This window comes from Coprobacter secundus subsp. similis, assembly GCF_015097275.1.
GTDB classification, from domain to species: Bacteria; Bacteroidota; Bacteroidia; order Bacteroidales; family Coprobacteraceae; genus Coprobacter; species Coprobacter secundus.
This window is the reverse complement of the sequence record NZ_AP023322.1, coordinates 203,596-221,189: the sequence shown is the minus strand read 5'-3', so window position 1 is coordinate 221,189 and position 17,594 is coordinate 203,596. Positions and strand designations below refer to the sequence as shown.

The 17,594-nt window shown below is 47.1% G+C and carries 13 protein-coding genes; 2 read left to right on the top strand and 11 right to left on the bottom strand.

The window, feature by feature from the left end:
- Positions 1–662 precede the first annotated feature (662 nt).
- From Cop2CBH44_RS00780 to Cop2CBH44_RS00765, 4 genes are all read right to left on the bottom strand, one after another.
- Positions 663–1,673 carry a DUF6291 domain-containing protein gene (locus Cop2CBH44_RS00780; RefSeq protein ID WP_200755343.1) on the bottom strand — a complete coding sequence of 337 codons (1,011 nt, stop codon included), beginning with the start codon at positions 1,671–1,673 and terminating at the stop codon, positions 663–665.
- Positions 1,674–2,199: 526 nt separating this feature from the next.
- On the bottom strand, positions 2,200–2,475 hold the full coding sequence (locus Cop2CBH44_RS00775) for a hypothetical protein (RefSeq protein ID WP_200755342.1): 276 nt from the start codon (positions 2,473–2,475) through the stop codon (positions 2,200–2,202).
- An 873-nt stretch (positions 2,476–3,348) separates the two neighbouring features.
- Positions 3,349–3,618: a hypothetical protein gene (locus Cop2CBH44_RS00770; protein WP_200755341.1), complete on the bottom strand. Its 270-nt coding sequence runs from the start codon at positions 3,616–3,618 to the stop codon at positions 3,349–3,351.
- Between the two features lie 116 nt (positions 3,619–3,734).
- Positions 3,735–3,923, bottom strand: a complete 189-nt coding sequence (locus Cop2CBH44_RS00765; RefSeq protein WP_021929768.1) for a LysM peptidoglycan-binding domain-containing protein — start codon at positions 3,921–3,923, stop codon at positions 3,735–3,737.
- A gap of 171 nt (positions 3,924–4,094) precedes the next feature.
- On the opposite strand from Cop2CBH44_RS00765, the gene Cop2CBH44_RS16445 reads away from it, so the two are divergent.
- Entirely contained in the window at positions 4,095–4,805 is a 711-nt protein-coding gene (locus tag Cop2CBH44_RS16445; protein WP_021929769.1) for a S24 family peptidase, read from the top strand.
- A 96-nt stretch (positions 4,806–4,901) separates the two neighbouring features.
- Positions 4,902–5,345 carry a hypothetical protein gene (locus Cop2CBH44_RS00755; RefSeq protein ID WP_021929770.1) on the top strand — a complete coding sequence of 148 codons (444 nt, stop codon included), beginning with the start codon at positions 4,902–4,904 and terminating at the stop codon, positions 5,343–5,345.
- Positions 5,346–7,138: 1,793 nt separating this feature from the next.
- On the opposite strand, the gene Cop2CBH44_RS00750 is transcribed toward Cop2CBH44_RS00755, so the two are convergent.
- The 7 genes from Cop2CBH44_RS00750 to Cop2CBH44_RS00720 all read right to left on the bottom strand — a co-directional run bounded on the left by Cop2CBH44_RS00750 (position 7,139) and on the right by Cop2CBH44_RS00720 (position 17,173).
- Entirely contained in the window at positions 7,139–8,176 is a 1,038-nt protein-coding gene (locus tag Cop2CBH44_RS00750) for a hypothetical protein (RefSeq protein WP_200755340.1), read from the bottom strand.
- Positions 8,177–8,192: 16 nt separating this feature from the next.
- The gene (locus Cop2CBH44_RS00745) at positions 8,193–9,104 is read right to left on the bottom strand and encodes a hypothetical protein (RefSeq protein ID WP_055095838.1); all 912 of its coding nucleotides are present in this window, start codon (positions 9,102–9,104) and stop codon (positions 8,193–8,195) included.
- Between the two features lie 725 nt (positions 9,105–9,829).
- Positions 9,830–10,180, bottom strand: coding sequence for an ATP-binding protein (locus Cop2CBH44_RS00740; RefSeq protein ID WP_200755338.1), 351 nt, complete (start codon positions 10,178–10,180; stop codon positions 9,830–9,832).
- A gap of 7 nt (positions 10,181–10,187) precedes the next feature.
- Positions 10,188–13,415, bottom strand: coding sequence for a type I restriction endonuclease subunit R (locus Cop2CBH44_RS00735; RefSeq protein ID WP_200755337.1), 3,228 nt, complete (start codon positions 13,413–13,415; stop codon positions 10,188–10,190).
- A gap of 12 nt (positions 13,416–13,427) precedes the next feature.
- A complete protein-coding gene (locus Cop2CBH44_RS00730) occupies positions 13,428–14,552 on the bottom strand; it encodes a restriction endonuclease subunit S domain-containing protein (RefSeq protein ID WP_200755336.1) in 1,125 nt (374 codons plus the stop codon).
- 1 nt (position 14,553) lies between these two features.
- Positions 14,554–15,597, bottom strand: a complete 1,044-nt coding sequence (locus Cop2CBH44_RS00725) for a PDDEXK nuclease domain-containing protein (protein ID WP_200755335.1) — start codon at positions 15,595–15,597, stop codon at positions 14,554–14,556.
- Positions 15,584–17,173: a class I SAM-dependent DNA methyltransferase gene (locus Cop2CBH44_RS00720; protein WP_200755333.1), complete on the bottom strand. Its 1,590-nt coding sequence runs from the start codon at positions 17,171–17,173 to the stop codon at positions 15,584–15,586. Before Cop2CBH44_RS00720 ends, Cop2CBH44_RS00725 begins: the two co-directional genes overlap by 14 nt.
- Positions 17,174–17,594: the final 421 nt, after the last annotated feature.

Here is a 17,594-nt window from a genome sequence, read left to right as displayed (position 1 = left end):
CTCAAGAGGGGAAACATCCCCACTCAAACATCTCATTCCCAACAAGAAACAAGCATCCCAAATCTCCCCTCTCGAGAGGGGCGGGGGGTGTGTGACGCCTGTGCATAGCCACCTGAAAATCAAAGTGGTCACCCGAAGCCAAGAAATACCTCCTCACCAAACAACAGCAAAATAATCTCATCCTATGCCGCGACCGTCACCGTAACACATCCCTCAAATCCCCTCTCAAGAGGGGAAATATCCCCACTCAAATCTCTCATTACCAAAAAGAACGCAGCTCCCGAACCTCCCCGTCCCAAAGAGGGGCCGGGTGTGTGTGACGCCCAAGCACAGCCTCCTACTCCAAAAGCAATCACCCGAAGCCAAGAAACACCACCTCACCAAACAACAGCAAAATAATCTCATCCTATGCCGCGCCCCTCTCCGTGACACACCCCTCAATCCCCTCTCAAGAGGGGAAACATCCCCACTCAAACATCTCATTCCCAACAAGAAACAAGCATCCCAAATCTCCCCTCTCGAGAGGGGCGGGGGGTGTGTGACGCCCGAGCACAGCCTCCTACTCCAAAAGCATTCACCCAAAGACAAGAAATACCTCCTCGCCAAACAGTAACAAAATCATCTCATCACATACCGCGCACCCCTCCAAAGAGGATGAACTCCTAAAACCCCGCACGCCGTTTCAGCTCCTCCAGCTCCGCACACGTAGCCTCCAGCTTCTGCCCCACATGCTGGGCGGCAACCGGGCCCCCCGGCCCTCCGAACTTCCCCTCCTTGGCCGCCCACGAACCCAGCCTCGAAGGGATTTCGAACGTCTGTCCCAACTCATAACGCATATGCAGCCTGTCCAGGCTCAACTCCGACCAATACCGGAAAAACGCCCCCACCATCTCCTCACCATACCGTCCGACAAAAGGCCGCAGCATCTCCCGGAACCTCTCCCTCCGGGCAAGGACATCCATACCCGTAGAAGCCGCACACACCCCTGCCTCGCGCGCGGGGGCGCAACCCTCTCCATAATCATCGGCATTCTTATTCACATTCTCGTTTACATTCCCATTCACATTAGGTTCCGGTCCGGTTCCGGTTTGGCTAACCGTCGGTTTCGGTTCCGTTAACCGTCGGTTCGGGCTTGGTTTCCCTTCGGTTACACTTCCGTCAACCATGGGTTCCGGTTCGGTCCCCGTCTCGCTAACCGTCGGTTCCGGTTTGGTTTCATCCAAATCCTCCACCCGTTTATCGTCGGTTTCGTCCGAGCCCTGTTCCGGTTTCGTCTCCGAAGCATCCTCCTGTTTCTGAGCCCCTTTGCGGCCCCCCTTGCGGCCATTCTCATACCGGGCGTTGTTCGCATCTATCTGAGGTTTCACCAGAGTAAAAATACAACGGGCTATCGGCTTCAGACACACAGGTTCTTCACCATATAGGCCATACTCCATTATAGCCGTGTAAATCTCTCCCTGAATATCCCTCGGCAGACCTCTAATCGCCTCGTAAAAACTCTTGTAAAACACAAAACTTTCTCTTAACATATCACACCATATTATATATATACCGGCCCCGCACCGGGCACATGCCCCCACAAGCACCGTACAACAAACCTCCCTCAACGCCGCAACCGCCGGCAATACCAGCACGCATACAACACACCCAGCACGTTGTACCCCCAATACCATTCCCCCGTTACCGGATGAGCATCATTGAACACCAGCACACAAGGAAAAAACAAAAGCACGTCCGTAAAAAAACGCCTCAACCGCCCGGTAAAAAAATCCCTGACGGAGCCCCCCCGGCTACCCCTCTGCACTGTCTCCCGCCTCTCCTCTCCGGAAAAGTTCCCCTCGGAACATATCCTTCCACCCTCCCGGCCCCTGCCCAGGCTGCCTCCAAGAAAATTCTCCCCATTCATATTATCCTATTTTAATAGTTTATCATACCACTTTATCAGCACAATACATACCCGTTCTTTTGCCTCTTCTTTTGACCGCATAATACTATTTTAATAGTTTATTGTACTATTTTATTAGTATCACACATATTCATCCCTCTGCCTCTCACCTTTTGTCTGCATCATGCTATTTCGCTCCCCCTATCTATATTATCCTATTTTAATAGTTTATTACACTACTTTATTAGTACAATATACCTCTGTCTTTCACCACCCCCTCCGGCCTCATTATACTATTTAAATAGTTCATTATACTATAATAATAGTCTAATGCATTCCGCACAATAAAACTCACCATCCCCATTTGCCGGAACATGCACCGGAATCAGCCGCCCGCAGCCATCACAAGGCCTCATCTCCCGGCACTCCGCGCACACGCAGCCCAACCATTCGTTGCCATACACCTCCCCTACGGGCACATAACGGCCACACCCCTCACATATCTCATATTCCTCCTCAAAGCGGTCGTTCATCATCTCCTCAATAGCATCGGCCCGGCACGACTCCAAAAGCAAACTATCTACACTCATACTATTATATTAGTATTATATACTATTATATTCATACCAAAAATTCCATCCGGTTCGACGGAGCACATACAGAAATCAGCCACCCACAGACAAACCAGCCATAATCATACTATTTTATTAGTATTTCATCCTATTTTACACATATTATACACTATTATATTAGTACATAAACCTATTTTATACTAATTAAATAGTACATACTACTATCATCACGGTCCACAACCTCTGCAAGAGCACGAACAACGAGCCTGCCGGCCCATATCATCCATTTCACTACCTTTGCCACCGTAAAATCAGTTTTTGGCTCCGAGAGCCAGTCCTGATTTTGCCCGGGTCAGATTTGTGAATTTCTTCCGAGAATGTTTCCTGTATACAATACATCCCTAATCCCTCCAGACACAGCGGCTCTGCAACGACATGCGAGCTTTCGGGAATCGAACCCGAATAACAAATCCGGCAACATCCGGACCGGGCTGTACACCGGCAAAAGAACCGGAGCCGCCGCCCATACCCTTCTGTACCGTCTTGCCGTTTTGCCATTAAACTAAAGCCCTCCTTCTGACAAGACCCGCCGACACTTCGGCCGGGTCATACCGCTTCACAGCGGGGCACTTATATAGCTCATACAAGTTATCCGTTTATCCGAATACCTCCTTCCGGAGACAAACCGGAAAATCCAGTCATACTCTTCGAGAAACCGCCTCCTAAGCCCAAAGCAACCACCCGAAGCCTGACAGATAACACCTCGCTCCTCGCTGCAACAAGCTCCTCGAAATTGTATCTCGCAATACTTCATCCCTTGCCGAGCCCTTCACCGTAACACACCCCTCAATCCCCTCTCTAGAGGGGAACCTGACACACTCAAATCTCTCATTACCAAAAAGAACGCAGCTTCCAAAATCTCCCCGTCCCAGAGAGGGGTCGGGGGTGTGTCACGTCCAAGCACAGCCACCTACACCAAAAGCATCCACCCGAAGCCTGACGGATAACACCTTGCAACACCAAGCGTCTCGAAACTGTATCCCGCAATCCCTCAACCCATGCCGCGCCTCTCACCGTAACACACCCCTTAAATCCCCTCTCTGGGACGGGGAAACATCCACGCCACAAACCTCTCATTACCAAAAAGAACGCAGCTTCCAAAATCTCCCCGTCCCAGAGAGGGGCCGGGGGTGTGTGACGCCCGTGCACAGCTTCCTAAAACAAAGCATCCACCCGAAGCCAAGAAACGCCACATCGCTGAAGCGGGAGCAAGAGAATCATTGCGGCAACTTCCGGGGAAACCTTACCAGTTGTCCACCATATTCACGCAATGCCACCTCCCGGATGCGGTCGGGACGTTCCCCCTCCGTAGCAAACCGGAGCGCCGCCCGCACCGATTGCGGAGTCACTCCAAAACGGGCCGCAATCTTGCCCGTATCTCCTCGTCTTATTACTATCCTGTTCATTTTTTAATTATTATTTATTATATTTGCCTATTATCGTGGTTACTTTCGTTTATATAGCCGTTAGAACACGATTGCAATACAAAAATAAAGCAATGCAATACATTAACCAAAGAAAAAAATAGATAAATTATTGCAATGCTATAATTTAGAATCAATATAAATTGCGCCCTTATGGAAGGTTCTGTCAAAGAAAGGCTTAAATATTTTCTATCTGAAAACAAGATAAAAGGCTCGGACTTCTGTGCGAAAATAGGTGTATCGAGCGGCTTCATTTCCGGCATGAGGGAATCGATACAGCCCGACAAACTCAAAAGCATTGCAATACATTATCCCCTGCTGGATATCGGCTGGTTGATGACGGGTATGGGGCAGATGCAGAAAAACGCCTATCCGGAGCCGGAGGCCATACACACGCTTGCCGAGGAAGGGCTCCGTTACCATCCCCGCAAGTCGCGCGGGTGCATTCCTCTTGTCGACGACATCAAGGCCACGTGCGGCATTCCCGACGGGTTCAGTGTAGCCATCAAGAAAGACGACTGCACGCCCATTGTCATCCCCGGGCTCACCGGTGAGTTTGCCATCAGGGCCAAGGGGCGCAGCATGATCAACCGCAAGAATCCGGAAAAGTCCATCAACGAGAACAACATCATCGTCTGCAACCGGTGGAACAGCCGTTCGCACATCCGGTGGGGCGAGGTGTATGCCCTGGCCACGAACGACGGTGTCGTGGTAAAGCAGCTCATGCCCTCGGAGCAGGAAGGCTACGTGCGCTGCGTCTCGTTCAACGAGGAAGAAGGCTACAAGGCTTACGACTTGCCCGTACTCGAAATCAGCGACTGGGCCATTGTGGTAGGTGTCGTCAATATCTCCCTCTTTACCTGAAGCAAAACGGAACCGGGAGGGGGAAGTATCCGGCACACACTACCCGCGACAGCAAGAACAGAAAAAACTTTATATAACCTTTAAAAACACGATACCATGAAAGAAGAAGAAAAATCAGAACTCGAAGCCATCATCAACGAGACACTCCAAGACGGCGCACAAGCCGACAACTCCCCGCTCGGAGCATTCAGCCTGTGGGTCGTATTCCCCCTGTTCCTCCTTATCCTCGGGCGCATCGTAGGCCTCATCCAAAGTATCAACTCCATCATACAATACATACTTTGGAATGCCAACATCACCCCCTTTATCATCGCCATCATACTGCAAGCCGCCTCCATCGCCTCTGCCATATTGTTGCTGCTCAAGAAAAAGTCAGGCTACTGGGGCATCGTGGCGACATTCCTGCTCGCCATCATACCCGGCTACATGACAGGACTGTGGATAAGGACCACCATCGGAGCCATCCTCGGTATCCTGCTCGTGACCGCCATACTGCAAATCAGGAAAAACGGGGTCAAAGGGTGGTACCTGCTGCAGTGACCCTCCCTGCCGGCATGCCGGAAAACCACCTCTCCCGACCTTAAAAAGAGCAGATAAAAAAAGAAGCGGGTCCCCCCCTGGGTGTGCCCTGACCCGGTATGGAATGGCCCCGGACCTTTCTAAAAAGAGACATCCCCGATGGAACCGTACCCAAAGGCCGCTTTTCGCCTTTTTAGGCATACAGGTTGTAAGCCTACCCGAAAATATCCTTCAATAACTTAAAGCCTGTCGTTTAAATTCCGCCCAAGACAATCCAAAGATTTCTTTTACAGATGGTTGTCTGTTTGCACAAGAACGATAGCGGGCTGTTTGACAAACACAAACGAAAAAAGAAACACCTGAAACCTCCCCTTAAGATATCATTACCTTTCCCCTTCAGGAAACGAGAAAAATTTCATATCCTCTACCTTCCGAACGGTAAGGAAAAATACGGGGCTGTCCGAACTTTTTGTAGACAGCCCCGTATATTATCTTAGCATAAAGCCTGTTCAAGTTTTACTCGGGTTAGTTTTGAGAGTTTCTTCCGAGGATGTTTTTCTATATTTACAAGGAAGATAACGGGCTATCTGACGAGTGAAAACGGGAAAAAAGTCCGGAAGAAAAGCAAAGATGACCCGATAATATTTCTTTATTGGAAAATTTAAACGACTGGTTCTTACATCTCAATCTCCCCTCTCAAGAGGGGAGATTTGGGAAGCCGCATTCTCCCTAGTAATGAGTGGGTTGTAGTGTGGAGGATTTCCCTCTTGAGAGGGGATTAAGGGGTGTGTTACGGGGAGAGGCGCGGTAAGGTCAGAAATGATTCTGCTACTGTTGGGCAAGGTGGTATCTGTCAGCTTTGAGTGGTTGTTTTTGATTTGAGAGGCTGTGCTCAGACGTCACACACCCACAGCCCCTCTCTAGGACGGGAAGATTGAGATGATACTTTTTTTTGATAATGAGTAGTTTATGATGTGTGTGATTCCCCTCTTGAGAGGGGATGAAGGGGTGTGTTACGGGGAGAGGCGCAGCAAGGCCAGAGATATTTTGCTACTGTTGGGCAAGGTGGTATCTGTCGGCTTTGAGTGGTTGTTTTTGAGTTAAACAGCTATGCACGGGCGTCACACACCCCCGGCCCCTCTCCAGAGGGGAGGTTTGGGATGCTTGTTTCTTTTTGGTAATGGGAATGTTGTGTGGGGAAGTTTTGGAACTACCTTCTTATTGGTAATGAGGGGGAGGTGGCGTGGTTATTTCCCCTCTTGAGAGGGGATTTAAGGGGTGTGTTACGGGGAGAGGCGCGGGTTGGGTTGAGGTGTTCGAGATACAGTCTCGAGAAGCATGTTGCTGCTATTGAGAGAGGAAGAGCATTTGTCAAGATTTGAGGCAAGGTGGTATCTGTCGGCTTTGAGTGGTTGTTTTTGAGTTAAACAGCTATGCTCGGGCGTCACACACCCCCGACCCCTTTCTGGGACGGGGAGATTTGAGATGCTGTGTTCTTGTTGGTAATGAGTGGTTTGAGTGGGGATGTTTCCCCTCTAGAGAGGGGAGGTTTGAAATGCTATTTTCTTATTGATAATGAATGTATTATGTAGTGGAAATTCCCCTCTCGAGAGGGGATAAAGGGGTGTGTTATGATGAGATGCGCGGGTTGTGATGAGATGATTTTTGAGGTGGTATCTGTCAGCCTCAAGCGACTGTTTTGAGTTAAGCAGCCATGCCCGGGCGTCACACATCCAAGCCTCCCCTCTCGAGAGGGGAGGCTTGGATGCTGTATTCTTATTGGTAATGAGCTGGTTATATATAGACGTTATTTTTCAATCAGCAGCAGTCAACGTATTTACCGCCACTACCCGGGTAGACATGTTGTCTTCCCAATAAGTATAGTCCTCATAGATGCGCATCTGCCTGCCGGCAAAACGAACCGTGACATAGCCATCCCACTCATCATCATAATCCTCGTTCGCCATCGAGTCCTCATAATGGAGAGTGCCTTGCGCCTCGTCTGTCCAGCTCCACCGGGCCACTTCCACATCACCGTCCAAATAAAAACAAATATATGTCCCCACTGAAGTGAATATGACTTTGCGACACTGTTCACCATCCTCATCGAGGAAATCTTCCTTCGAGATACCGAGCATATCCCCTCCTATCGCCTTGAAGTAAGTATCCACCTCGCCATCGTTTACCGTCTGCTTGCCATGGACTATATATTTGCCGTTCCAGTAAGCCCACATTTCGAAACTATTGTAGTCCCATGTACGGCAAAGGCTTTTTGTGGCGCTGCTCACAACCGGTTCGGACACACTGACATATACACGAGACACCGTCCCGTCATAATTCCTGTAATATACGGTCCGGTCGGCACCCGTGGCATCCCGCAAGTCCACCTCGACCCCCCTGCCCAAACGGTACCTTTTGTCACCGAGTCTGGCAAACCTGCCATACTCGCTGCCATCGGGCAACCTCACCGTACCGTTTTCGTCCGTCACACTTCCGGCACGCACAACCTTGGCTTTACGGTTTTTGTAAACAGAAAAACTTCCCCCGGCATTCGCCGCAACGCGGACAGAAGAAGTATGAACATACGAATTATAGGTAAGCAAATAGCTCCCGTCCGGCATGAGCTCTAGCGTATGGAAAGGAGCGTATCTCTCCTCGGCCACTATCAGTACAGCATCCTCGGCATAAGGCTCGTCAGGCAGATTGTTGGGTTCAAACCCGGCAGAAGGCAACGCCCCGGCCGGCGGGGTATCATTGCCGCCGATTTCATCATCAGAGTCGGTACAAGCCGGCATCACGATACCCAAGGCAATGAACAAAAGAGGACAAACAATTTTGAATTTCACGTTCATATCATCATGTTTTAAGTTAGAATCTTAGCGCTATATAAAAGCGAGGGCCCTTTTGTTTCAGCCTGAAATCCTTCGTGCCGAACAAGTCGGCAGAACCCTCTCCCGACGAAGACTCATCGTCCTCATCGTCCTCGAACGAAGCCTGTTTGTATTTGATAGAGCTCCACACACCCTCCACCCCCACAGATATCGCCTTGTAGGAGACAGAAGCACCTGCCGACAACGCACAGCCGAAACCATAAGAAAATGAGTCATTCTCCAGAATACCGGAAGCCGTCGGCAAGGCATGGAAGTAAGCGGCAACGATAAGCCCCTTCCAAGGATTGACACTGATACTCGGCCCCACATGCAGGCCGTATTCGAACTTGTGCATCCCCAAATCGACGCCGGCCAAAGAAAGAAGCGAACCGCTGGGGTCATCGCTGACGATTTCATCAAAACCGTCGTCCGGATTCGGGCCCGGGCTTGTCGCCGGTGTAGAAGAAGAAGCGGTTGCCGTCCCGGCAGTCTTCAATTTCAGCTTGGCATAACTCAAGTCCATAAATCCGTAGTCGATACCGAACTTGACCATGCCCCAGAGAGGCTTGGAGTGAAAGTAAGCCGTTTTCCCACGCTGGAGCGACACGGCAAACTCCGTTTTCCACGTCATAGCCTCACCGTCGGTGCGCTCGATGCTCGGGATGCCGAAACCCAACTTCCAATACTTTTTACGTTTCCAAACCGTTTCTACTTGCCGCTCCTTCTCCCCGGCATCGAGCTGCGATTTGAGCTGCTTCAGTTCATCAGACAAGATTCTCAGCGAATCAGACCTTTCATTCCGGTGTCCGGTGCCACTGCCGATAGAGTCTGCCTTGATTTCCTGCGCTTGGGCGGCCGAAAGCACCAGGAACGACAGAGCCACACCGGCAGCAAATCGTTTTATTCCCATAGTATTGTTCTGCCCATACAGTCCCTTTAAGGCCTTTATTTAAACATGAAGCGTGGAACTGCAATGCCCATGCCTGATTGGAGGTCGTAGGAAAAACCTGTGCACGGATATGGAAACAGCAGCCCACGCTATAGCGCGAGAACCACTATGCTTTCCCTTGTGCACTATTGAAAATTTCCTACGTTTCCAATCACAAGATAAGCATAACGCTTCTTCTTATTTCGATATGTCTCGGATAGATTTACTTCAATCCGGCTGCAAAAATACGCATAAAAAGGTAGAAATGGCTCAGTGACCGCCTGATTTTTTTCCGATAATAAAATATTATCCGGTCACTTTTGCCTCACCCTTCGGCCCCACCTCCGTTTCCACCCGTCAGACAGCCTGCTGTCATCCCCCTAAAAACAAAAAAATATCCCCGGAAGAAACTGCCGGAATCCGTCACTGCATATCTGGACACAGGCCGGAGGAAGATTCTCTGAAGATGTCAAATACCGGGCAGACCATAACACATTTCAACAGCCAGCTCACGGATAAGGAATTTGTCAATGCCACCTTCGAGCCGCAGGAGCAGGTAAACGGGAAGCAGGCAGAGCTGTTAGGACGCAGCCTTCGCCCTTGCCGGTGGTGGCGGCTTGTCTTCGGATTTGCCGTGGGGCGAACAGAAAAACAGGTCTGAACGAAGTAGATAACAGTGTAGCAAAGAGGCTGTCTCAAACGGGATTCTATTTTGATACAATCCCGTTGCCTTGCCATATATTCTCTATATCGATTGTTCCGTTTTCCGGACGAAACCCGGCTTCTATTTTACCTATTTGTACAACAAGCGGCATTTCTGCAAGTCGACCTGCAATTACACAAACCCCTGTCGATAAAATCGGCAATGATTCGACCGATACCTTATCCAGATATGAGATTGCGTTGTTTACTTGTTGTATATCCTTTTCATTAACAAGCCGATGTATAAAATAATTATGCAATTGTGATATTATAGTAGAAGAGATATCAAACGGTCGTCGACTGGCAATAGTCATGAATGCTCCGAATTTCCGACCATCCTCAATAGTAATTATCATTCTTCGACTATTCGTATTTCTTATAATTCTCCACCTGTTCCAATACTTTCTGGAAGACCTCTTCATCCCACTGAGGAGGATAACCCTCCTTGTAGAGGAGATAAGTGAGTTGGCTGGCGAGTTTGCTTTTGAGGTTGTCATTATTCAGCCAGTCGGCATAGATGGCGGTGTCATCTATTAGAGCTTTGATCTTCTTTGCCAGTTCGATACAACGGTCATCCGCATATTCAAAGCCGTGTTTATCGCGGACTTCGACAAGCACATCAAAGAATGCCTTTTCCTCGAATGTGATACCCAATACTTTGAACTTTTCGCTATCAGTTTTAAGTTCTTTCAAGATACCCATCAGTTTGTCCGAAAACCCGTTGATTTTGTATGAAACAATGTCATATACATCATTTACGACATTCTGGGTCACATCGTTAGTGAATGTCAGTTTATCACGAGTATTGTATGCATCAATTGTCTCTTCGAGCATTTTCTGGAAATGTTCGGCCTGTATCTTGTTCGTCCGGCTGTATGCTCTGATGGCTTTTGCAACGAGTTTGCAGAGAATCTGGAACTTGGTAAACGGCATCTTTATTTCATCTATCTCTTTGGTAAATGAGTCGCTGAAAATATTTTCTTCGATACCTTCATTCATTACCCGTTCCACGCCACTCGCCAGGATAGCTTCCTGCACCATCTGCTCTACATGCCTGTTCATGCTTTCTGTGTCATGTTCGGTAGCGGTCATCTTGTTCACATACGAGCAGACTCCCATAAAACACTGGCTCCAAGACACCTCTTCATCGCTCAAGATACCGGCAGGATTGCAGATATTGTAGGCTGAGCGCAGTCTTTTGACATGTTCTCTGAACAGTTTCAAGAAAGAGACTTCGCCTTTTCGCTCCACGCTGTTGGCAAGTATATATTCTGCCGCTTCCTGAATGGACTGAAGCCGCGCAAGGTCATTGTCTCCGAAGAAGCGCTTGAATGAAAGACCGGACAATCTCTCTTGCAGAAGTTGCAATTCGTTTTTCAGTATCTCATGAGCTGCATCCAAATCCTCTTGCGGCCCGACATCTCCGCCGTATTTCTTCATAGCCTTCTTCATCTCCTCGCGGATACCGATATAGTCGATGATAAAGCCAAATTCCTTGGTCCCATATCGGCGGTTCACTCGCGATATGGTCTGGATCAAAGTATGTTTCGACAGCGGCTTGTCATTGTAAAGCATGGTCAGGCAAGGCACATCGAATCCGGTAATCCACATGTCCACATTGATGGAAATGTGAAAGTTGGATTTCTCTGATTTGAATTCAGTATCGAGGAATTTCCGGTATTCCTTGTCACCTAAAAGGTTGTAGAGCTCTTTTTCATCGTCTTTGTCGCGGGTCATCACCATATTGACAAAGGCGATATCGTTCAATCTGTTCTTTTCATCTGTTGTCAATACAAGTTCGTTCAACGCTTTCTTTTTCTCGAACCAGTCGGGCTGCATCTCTCGCATGATTTTATATAACCGGAACGCTATTTTACGGTCGGCGCAAGTAATCATCGCCTTTTGTAGCCGGTCTGTTGTCTCTATCCTGCGCTTATAATCGTCTATAATGTCTCTGGCAACCCGGCGCAAGACATCCTCATCGCCGATAATCACCTCCATGCTCGACATGGCGGCCTTGCTCTTGGCTATGTCTTCCGGTGTAGCCCCTTCGTCCGCGCAGAGCCGGTAATATTCCTCCACTTTATCGGCCTGTTCCTTGTTAAGAAACACACGAGCCAATCGAGGATCATATTTGATTGGGACAGTGATGCCATCATCCTCCGACTCCATCATTGTATACCGGTCTACAACCTTCCCAAATACATGTACGGTTTCGTCAATGGGTGTTCCCGTAAAACCTACGTATGTGGCGTTCGGTAAGGCATCCCGCAAATATTTGGCAAAGCCGTATGTGATTTTCGCTCCTACCTTGCCGGCTTCTCCTTCGGTTTGGATAGATAGTTTCGAACCGATATTATTTTGGGAGCGGTGCGCCTCATCACTTAGACAAATGACATTGGAACGTTCAGTCAGCAATCCTGTAGTTTCTGCGAACTTCTGGATGGTAGTAATATAGATACCTCCGGTCTTGCGCATACTCATCTCTTCCGCAAGTTCCTTCCTTGTCTCAAATACTTTTACAGCTTCGTCTTCAAGATATCGTTTCGAGCGGCAGAACAGTTTCCCGGTCTGCGTCTCCAAATCCTCCCTGTCTACTATGATGAGAATAGTAGGGCTACCTAATTTCCCTCTGCATCGCAAAGCCAATTGGCGGGCGAGGAACAGCATGGTATATGTTTTTCCACACCCTGTGGCTCCGAAATATGTACCGCCCTTACCATCTCCTCCGACAGAACGCAAATGATTCAGGATATGGTCTCGAAGTTTACGCGTAGCAAAAAACTGAGGATAGCGGCATACGATTTCGGTCGTATCATCTTCCTTAGTCGGGTCGGGGAAATAAACATAGTCCCGCAAAATTTCCAAGATACGTTCGGGAGAAAGTGCTCCGCGAACCAATGTCCGCAACGTATCAAGTCCCTTTCCGGCCTTGTCTTCATTCTCTATCTTCTTCCATTCATAGAAGAATTCAAACGGTGTATATGTCGTTCCAAGCGCATTTTTGGCACCATCGCTGATTACCGCCAAAGCGCAATATTTCAGCAAGGCCGGAATATCACGCATATACCGGGTACATATCTGTGTATGCGCATCACGGATGGTCGCATTCTGTTTTGTCGGACTCTTAAGTTCGATGATGCAGACAGGTATGCCATTAATGAAAAGCAGAATATCAGGGCGGCGGTTCTCGCGTCCCTGTTCCATGACAAACTGATTGACACAGCGGAAAATATTATGGTCGGGATGCTCGAAGTCGATATATTGCAAGCGGAACGGGTTATCCCTGCCATCGCTGTATGTAAAGTCGAATCCGTCCCGATAGAGCAAGAAGGTGTTTTGCAGAGCATAATAATCGTTCTGCCCACCGACATTGCGCAGATTGGCGGCTATGCTGTCCACCTCGGCATCGGTCAGATGCTTGTCTTTATACTGTGCGGCAAGAAATGACCGCAGGTCGTCTTCAATAAGCGGGTCGGTATATTTACGGTGAATATCATCACCGAGCGTATATTGCCAACGCGACTCACGGAGGAGTTCGATGGTCGCCTCCTCAAACTGGCTTTCATAATATTTCCCTTTACTTGCCATAATCGCTACGATTTAAGAATGTATGACGTGTTGAAGCAATGCCGGGCACACTTCGCGCGAAAGCCGGTCGGCTTCTTCGGCTATCTGCTTTGCTTCGTTGGCGCACTTATAGATATTGACGATTGCTCGTTGCAACTCAATAGAAAGTTTCGGTATTTCAATGTTAATAAATCTATTCCAATCCAAATTTGCTCTTACACTTGAATCGCTGTAAAACCAACCCAATCTATCCATTTCTGAATTTTTGAATATCATCATAAAATACTCTGGGAGAATGGGCTCATTTTCATCGAGAACGAAAGTCGTATAAGCAGGCGATATTAGAGCTGGAAGATCTTTATCATACAATGCTATACGAATACACTTATCCCTACCTGTCTGCATACCACTAAATGCAAACTCTCCTTTTCTAATAACCTTATATTTGTTTGTATTTATAGCATCCATTGAGGCTATTGTCGGCATAAATGCTTTATTACTATTCAATCCCAAAACCTCATAGGAATAACCTTCTTTGTTTATCGTATCTACAATTTTTATGGCATTACCAATACGATATTTATCTACATTATTCTTTTTTGCCTTTTGGATATAGCTTTGGCAAACCTGCATAAGCGGAGCTACCTTAGTCTCGTTTTGTTCTTTGATTTCCCGAAGTGCTTTCCATGCGTTCACCACTTTCTGCTGTTCGTCAGGAGATGGCAACGGAATTTCAATATCAAGGAAACGCGGCCAATCCAAGTTGGCTCGAACACTGGAATCGCTAATAAACCAACCATAACGATCACTCTCGGCTCGATTAAAATACATGAAAAAGTATTCTGGCAAGACTTTCTTATCATCATTGATGACAAATGTTGTATATGCAGGAGAGACTAAAGCTGGTTGTTCATTGTCGTATAATCCGATTCGAATACAAATGTCTCTCCCAGTCTGCATCCCACTAAATACGAACATTCCTTTTGTGACAATTTTATACTTGGCTATATCTACGCCATCCAAATTTGCAACAGTCGGCATAAATGTTTTGTCTCGATTTATACCGATTACAGGATAGTTGATACTCGCAGAGTTTCTCTCGTCGCACTGCTCAATATAATCCCCGAGCCGAACCCATTTTACATTATTCACTCCCATATCACTCCTCCTTTCCGTGTTGTTCCATAAAGAAGCGTTTCTGCTGCTCTATCACTCGGGCCAATTCTTCTTCCGTCGGCATATATGCCATATATTTGGCTGCAAAAAGCTGCTCGTTTCCATGCAGTACCGAGTATTTCGCAATCGTATCATCGGTATCGGTACAGAGCAGTACGCCAATGGTCGGGTTGTCTTCTTCCTCTTTCATCAAATCGTCATACATACGTACATACATATCCAATTGTCCGATGTCCTGATGGGTCAGCTTGTGGGTCTTAAGTTCAAAGATGACGAACCGTTTCATCTTGAAATTATAAAACACCAAATCAATATAGAAATCCGTTGTGTCGGTAACTATATGCTGTTGCCTTTCCACAAAAGCAAATCCGCGTCCAAGCTCCATAATGAATCTTTCAAGATTATCAATCAAAGCCTGCTCCAACTCGGATTCGGAATACTTCGTATCCCGTCGGAATCCCATAAATTCGGCCACCATCGGATTCTTTATATATTCCAAAGGGTCGGTGTGTCCGGACTGAGGTATGGGCAAGGTACGGTTTCCCAATTGTTTTACAAGCCGTCGTTCGTAATATTGGGTGGAGATATTTCTTTCAAGCTCCTTGAAACTCCACATATTTTCTGCGGCGGCTTTCATATACCATTCCCTCGCCTGGATATTGCTGACCGATAAAAGGCGGCGGATGTGCGACCACGAAAGATTTTGCACATGCGTGTGCAAAATTTCCAGATTATTGAATTCCAAATAGAATTTACGGTAATATGCAAGATTCCGTTTCCCATATCCTGAACCATATTCTACAGAGAGTCTAGAGGCAAGAGCTGGGATGAGTTTTGACCCGTAGGCGGCTCTGCTTTCGCCATGCTGTTCTTCCTCCACTATTCGCCGTCCGATGTGCCAATAGGTAAGTACAGAAATCTGATTAGCTGCTGCATATGCCTGTTTGCGACCTTGCTCTATGATATTCCGAATGTCAGAAACCAGTTTATCAGTTGCCATATCATGTTTCAGCTCATTCTTTTCCATAGCCTAAAACTTTGAAAGCGTTTACAAGTTCCGTTTCGTTTGCATCCCATCTTTTCTTCAGTTCATCAAACTTGTGACTCATCTCAGTGAGTGCAGCCTTATAGTCTATTTCCGTATCACGGTCAATGAACTCAATGTAACGGGACGGCACAAGTGAATATCCTTTCTGCTGGATTTCATCACGATGAGCAGCATAGTATAATTCCGGCTCAGCATACTCGGCAAAATTCTCGGTTTGCCAATCGAAATATATTTGACGCACTTTGCCTATTTCCCTTTCCGACAGGCGGACATATTTCTTTTCATATATGTCATTGTTCCATGTCCGCAAGTCAATGAAAAGGATTTCACCTGTACGGTCTCGAAGTTGTCTGCCATGCCATGGACCGCCTTTCTTGTTGTTGTTCAAAATCCAAAGAGTGACGGATATATCGGTAGAGTAGAACATATTCCGCGGCAAAACGATAATAGCTTCTACTTTGTCGCTTTCGATGAGCTGCTTGCGTATTCCCTGCGTATCGCTATCATCCAAAGCACCATTGGCAAGCAGGAATCCTGCGATTCCACGACTGACATTCAGTTTGTTCAGAATATGAAGAATCCACGCATAGTTGGCATTGCTGGTAGGAGGGACTCCATAGCCTTGCCATCGGGGATCAGTCCCAAAACCTCCATATTCGGCATATTTCTTCAAATTGAACGGTGGGTTAGCCATGATATAATCAAACTTGAGTTCCTTATGCTGGTCATCAGAGAAAGTGGACACGGCTCTATCGCCCAAATGGTAAGAAATACCTCGTATAGCCAGGTTCATCTTTGCCAGACGATAAGTTGCCGGTTCTGATTCCTGCCCATACACATTGACAGCTTTAGTGTTTCCACCGTGAGCCTCTATGAACTTTGCAGCTTGGACAAACATACCTCCGGAACCACAGCAAGGGTCATAGACCGTACCGTCGAACGGCTCAATAAGAGAGGCGATAAGCTCTACGATAGAATGCGGCGTGTAAAATTCGCCTTCCTCTTTGTCCGCATTGATTGAGAAAGCCTGTAAGAAATACTCATATACACGTCCTATGAGGTCATGGTCATTAAATTTCTGCGGGTCTATTTTGTTTATTTCATCCACTACACTTTTCAGCACTCCCGGTTCAAGAGCTGTTTTCGTAAAAATCTGCTGTGGAAGGGCATTTTTCAATTTCGGTTCGTTATCGTCCAATATTTTTATGGCCGTATCGAAAGCTATCGCCATACCGGTAGGGGCAGTAAGGATTAGTTTGTCCCAAAATGTATCATCCGTAAGGAAAAACACACCGTCCTGCATATATTGATTGGGACGAGACAATTGCAATTCAATGAAATCCGTATCATTAATACCCTGCACTTCCACTATTTCATGCCTGATTTTCTCTTTTTGCTGCTTGAACCGTTCCCCTATAAATTTCAGAAACACCAAAGTCAGCAACAAATCGCGCTTGTCGGTCATGGCTGCACGCCCACGCAGACTATTACGACAGTTGAAAAGTATGGTTTCTAAGGTCTCTTCCTTCGTTATTTTTATCTGTTTCTTGGCCATTTTATTGTTCTATCAATTTTGTGTTTAATCTAAAAGTATGAGCATCAATACACCGGTAAAATTAAAATCAAGATATTTATATAATTTGACTGCACCCATAAACTTATTATTCCGTCCTCAATAAGTCATCCACAGTGACACCCAAAACTTTGGATATTTAAATCAGCGTCTCCACATTGGGCTGAGTGGTGTTTGTAACCCATTTGGAGATTATAGCAGGATCTTTATCCAACTGTTCCGAGAGCCATTTATTACTTTTGTTTTTCTCCGCGAGAACGACTTTGATTCAGTTCAATAATTTACGTTCCATATTCGTACGTCTATCCAGTATGACTACAAAGGTACAAACTATCCAGAAATATATTTGATTTAGCAGGTCATATATTGCGTAGAAAGCACAAAAAATGACCCAAACATCAAT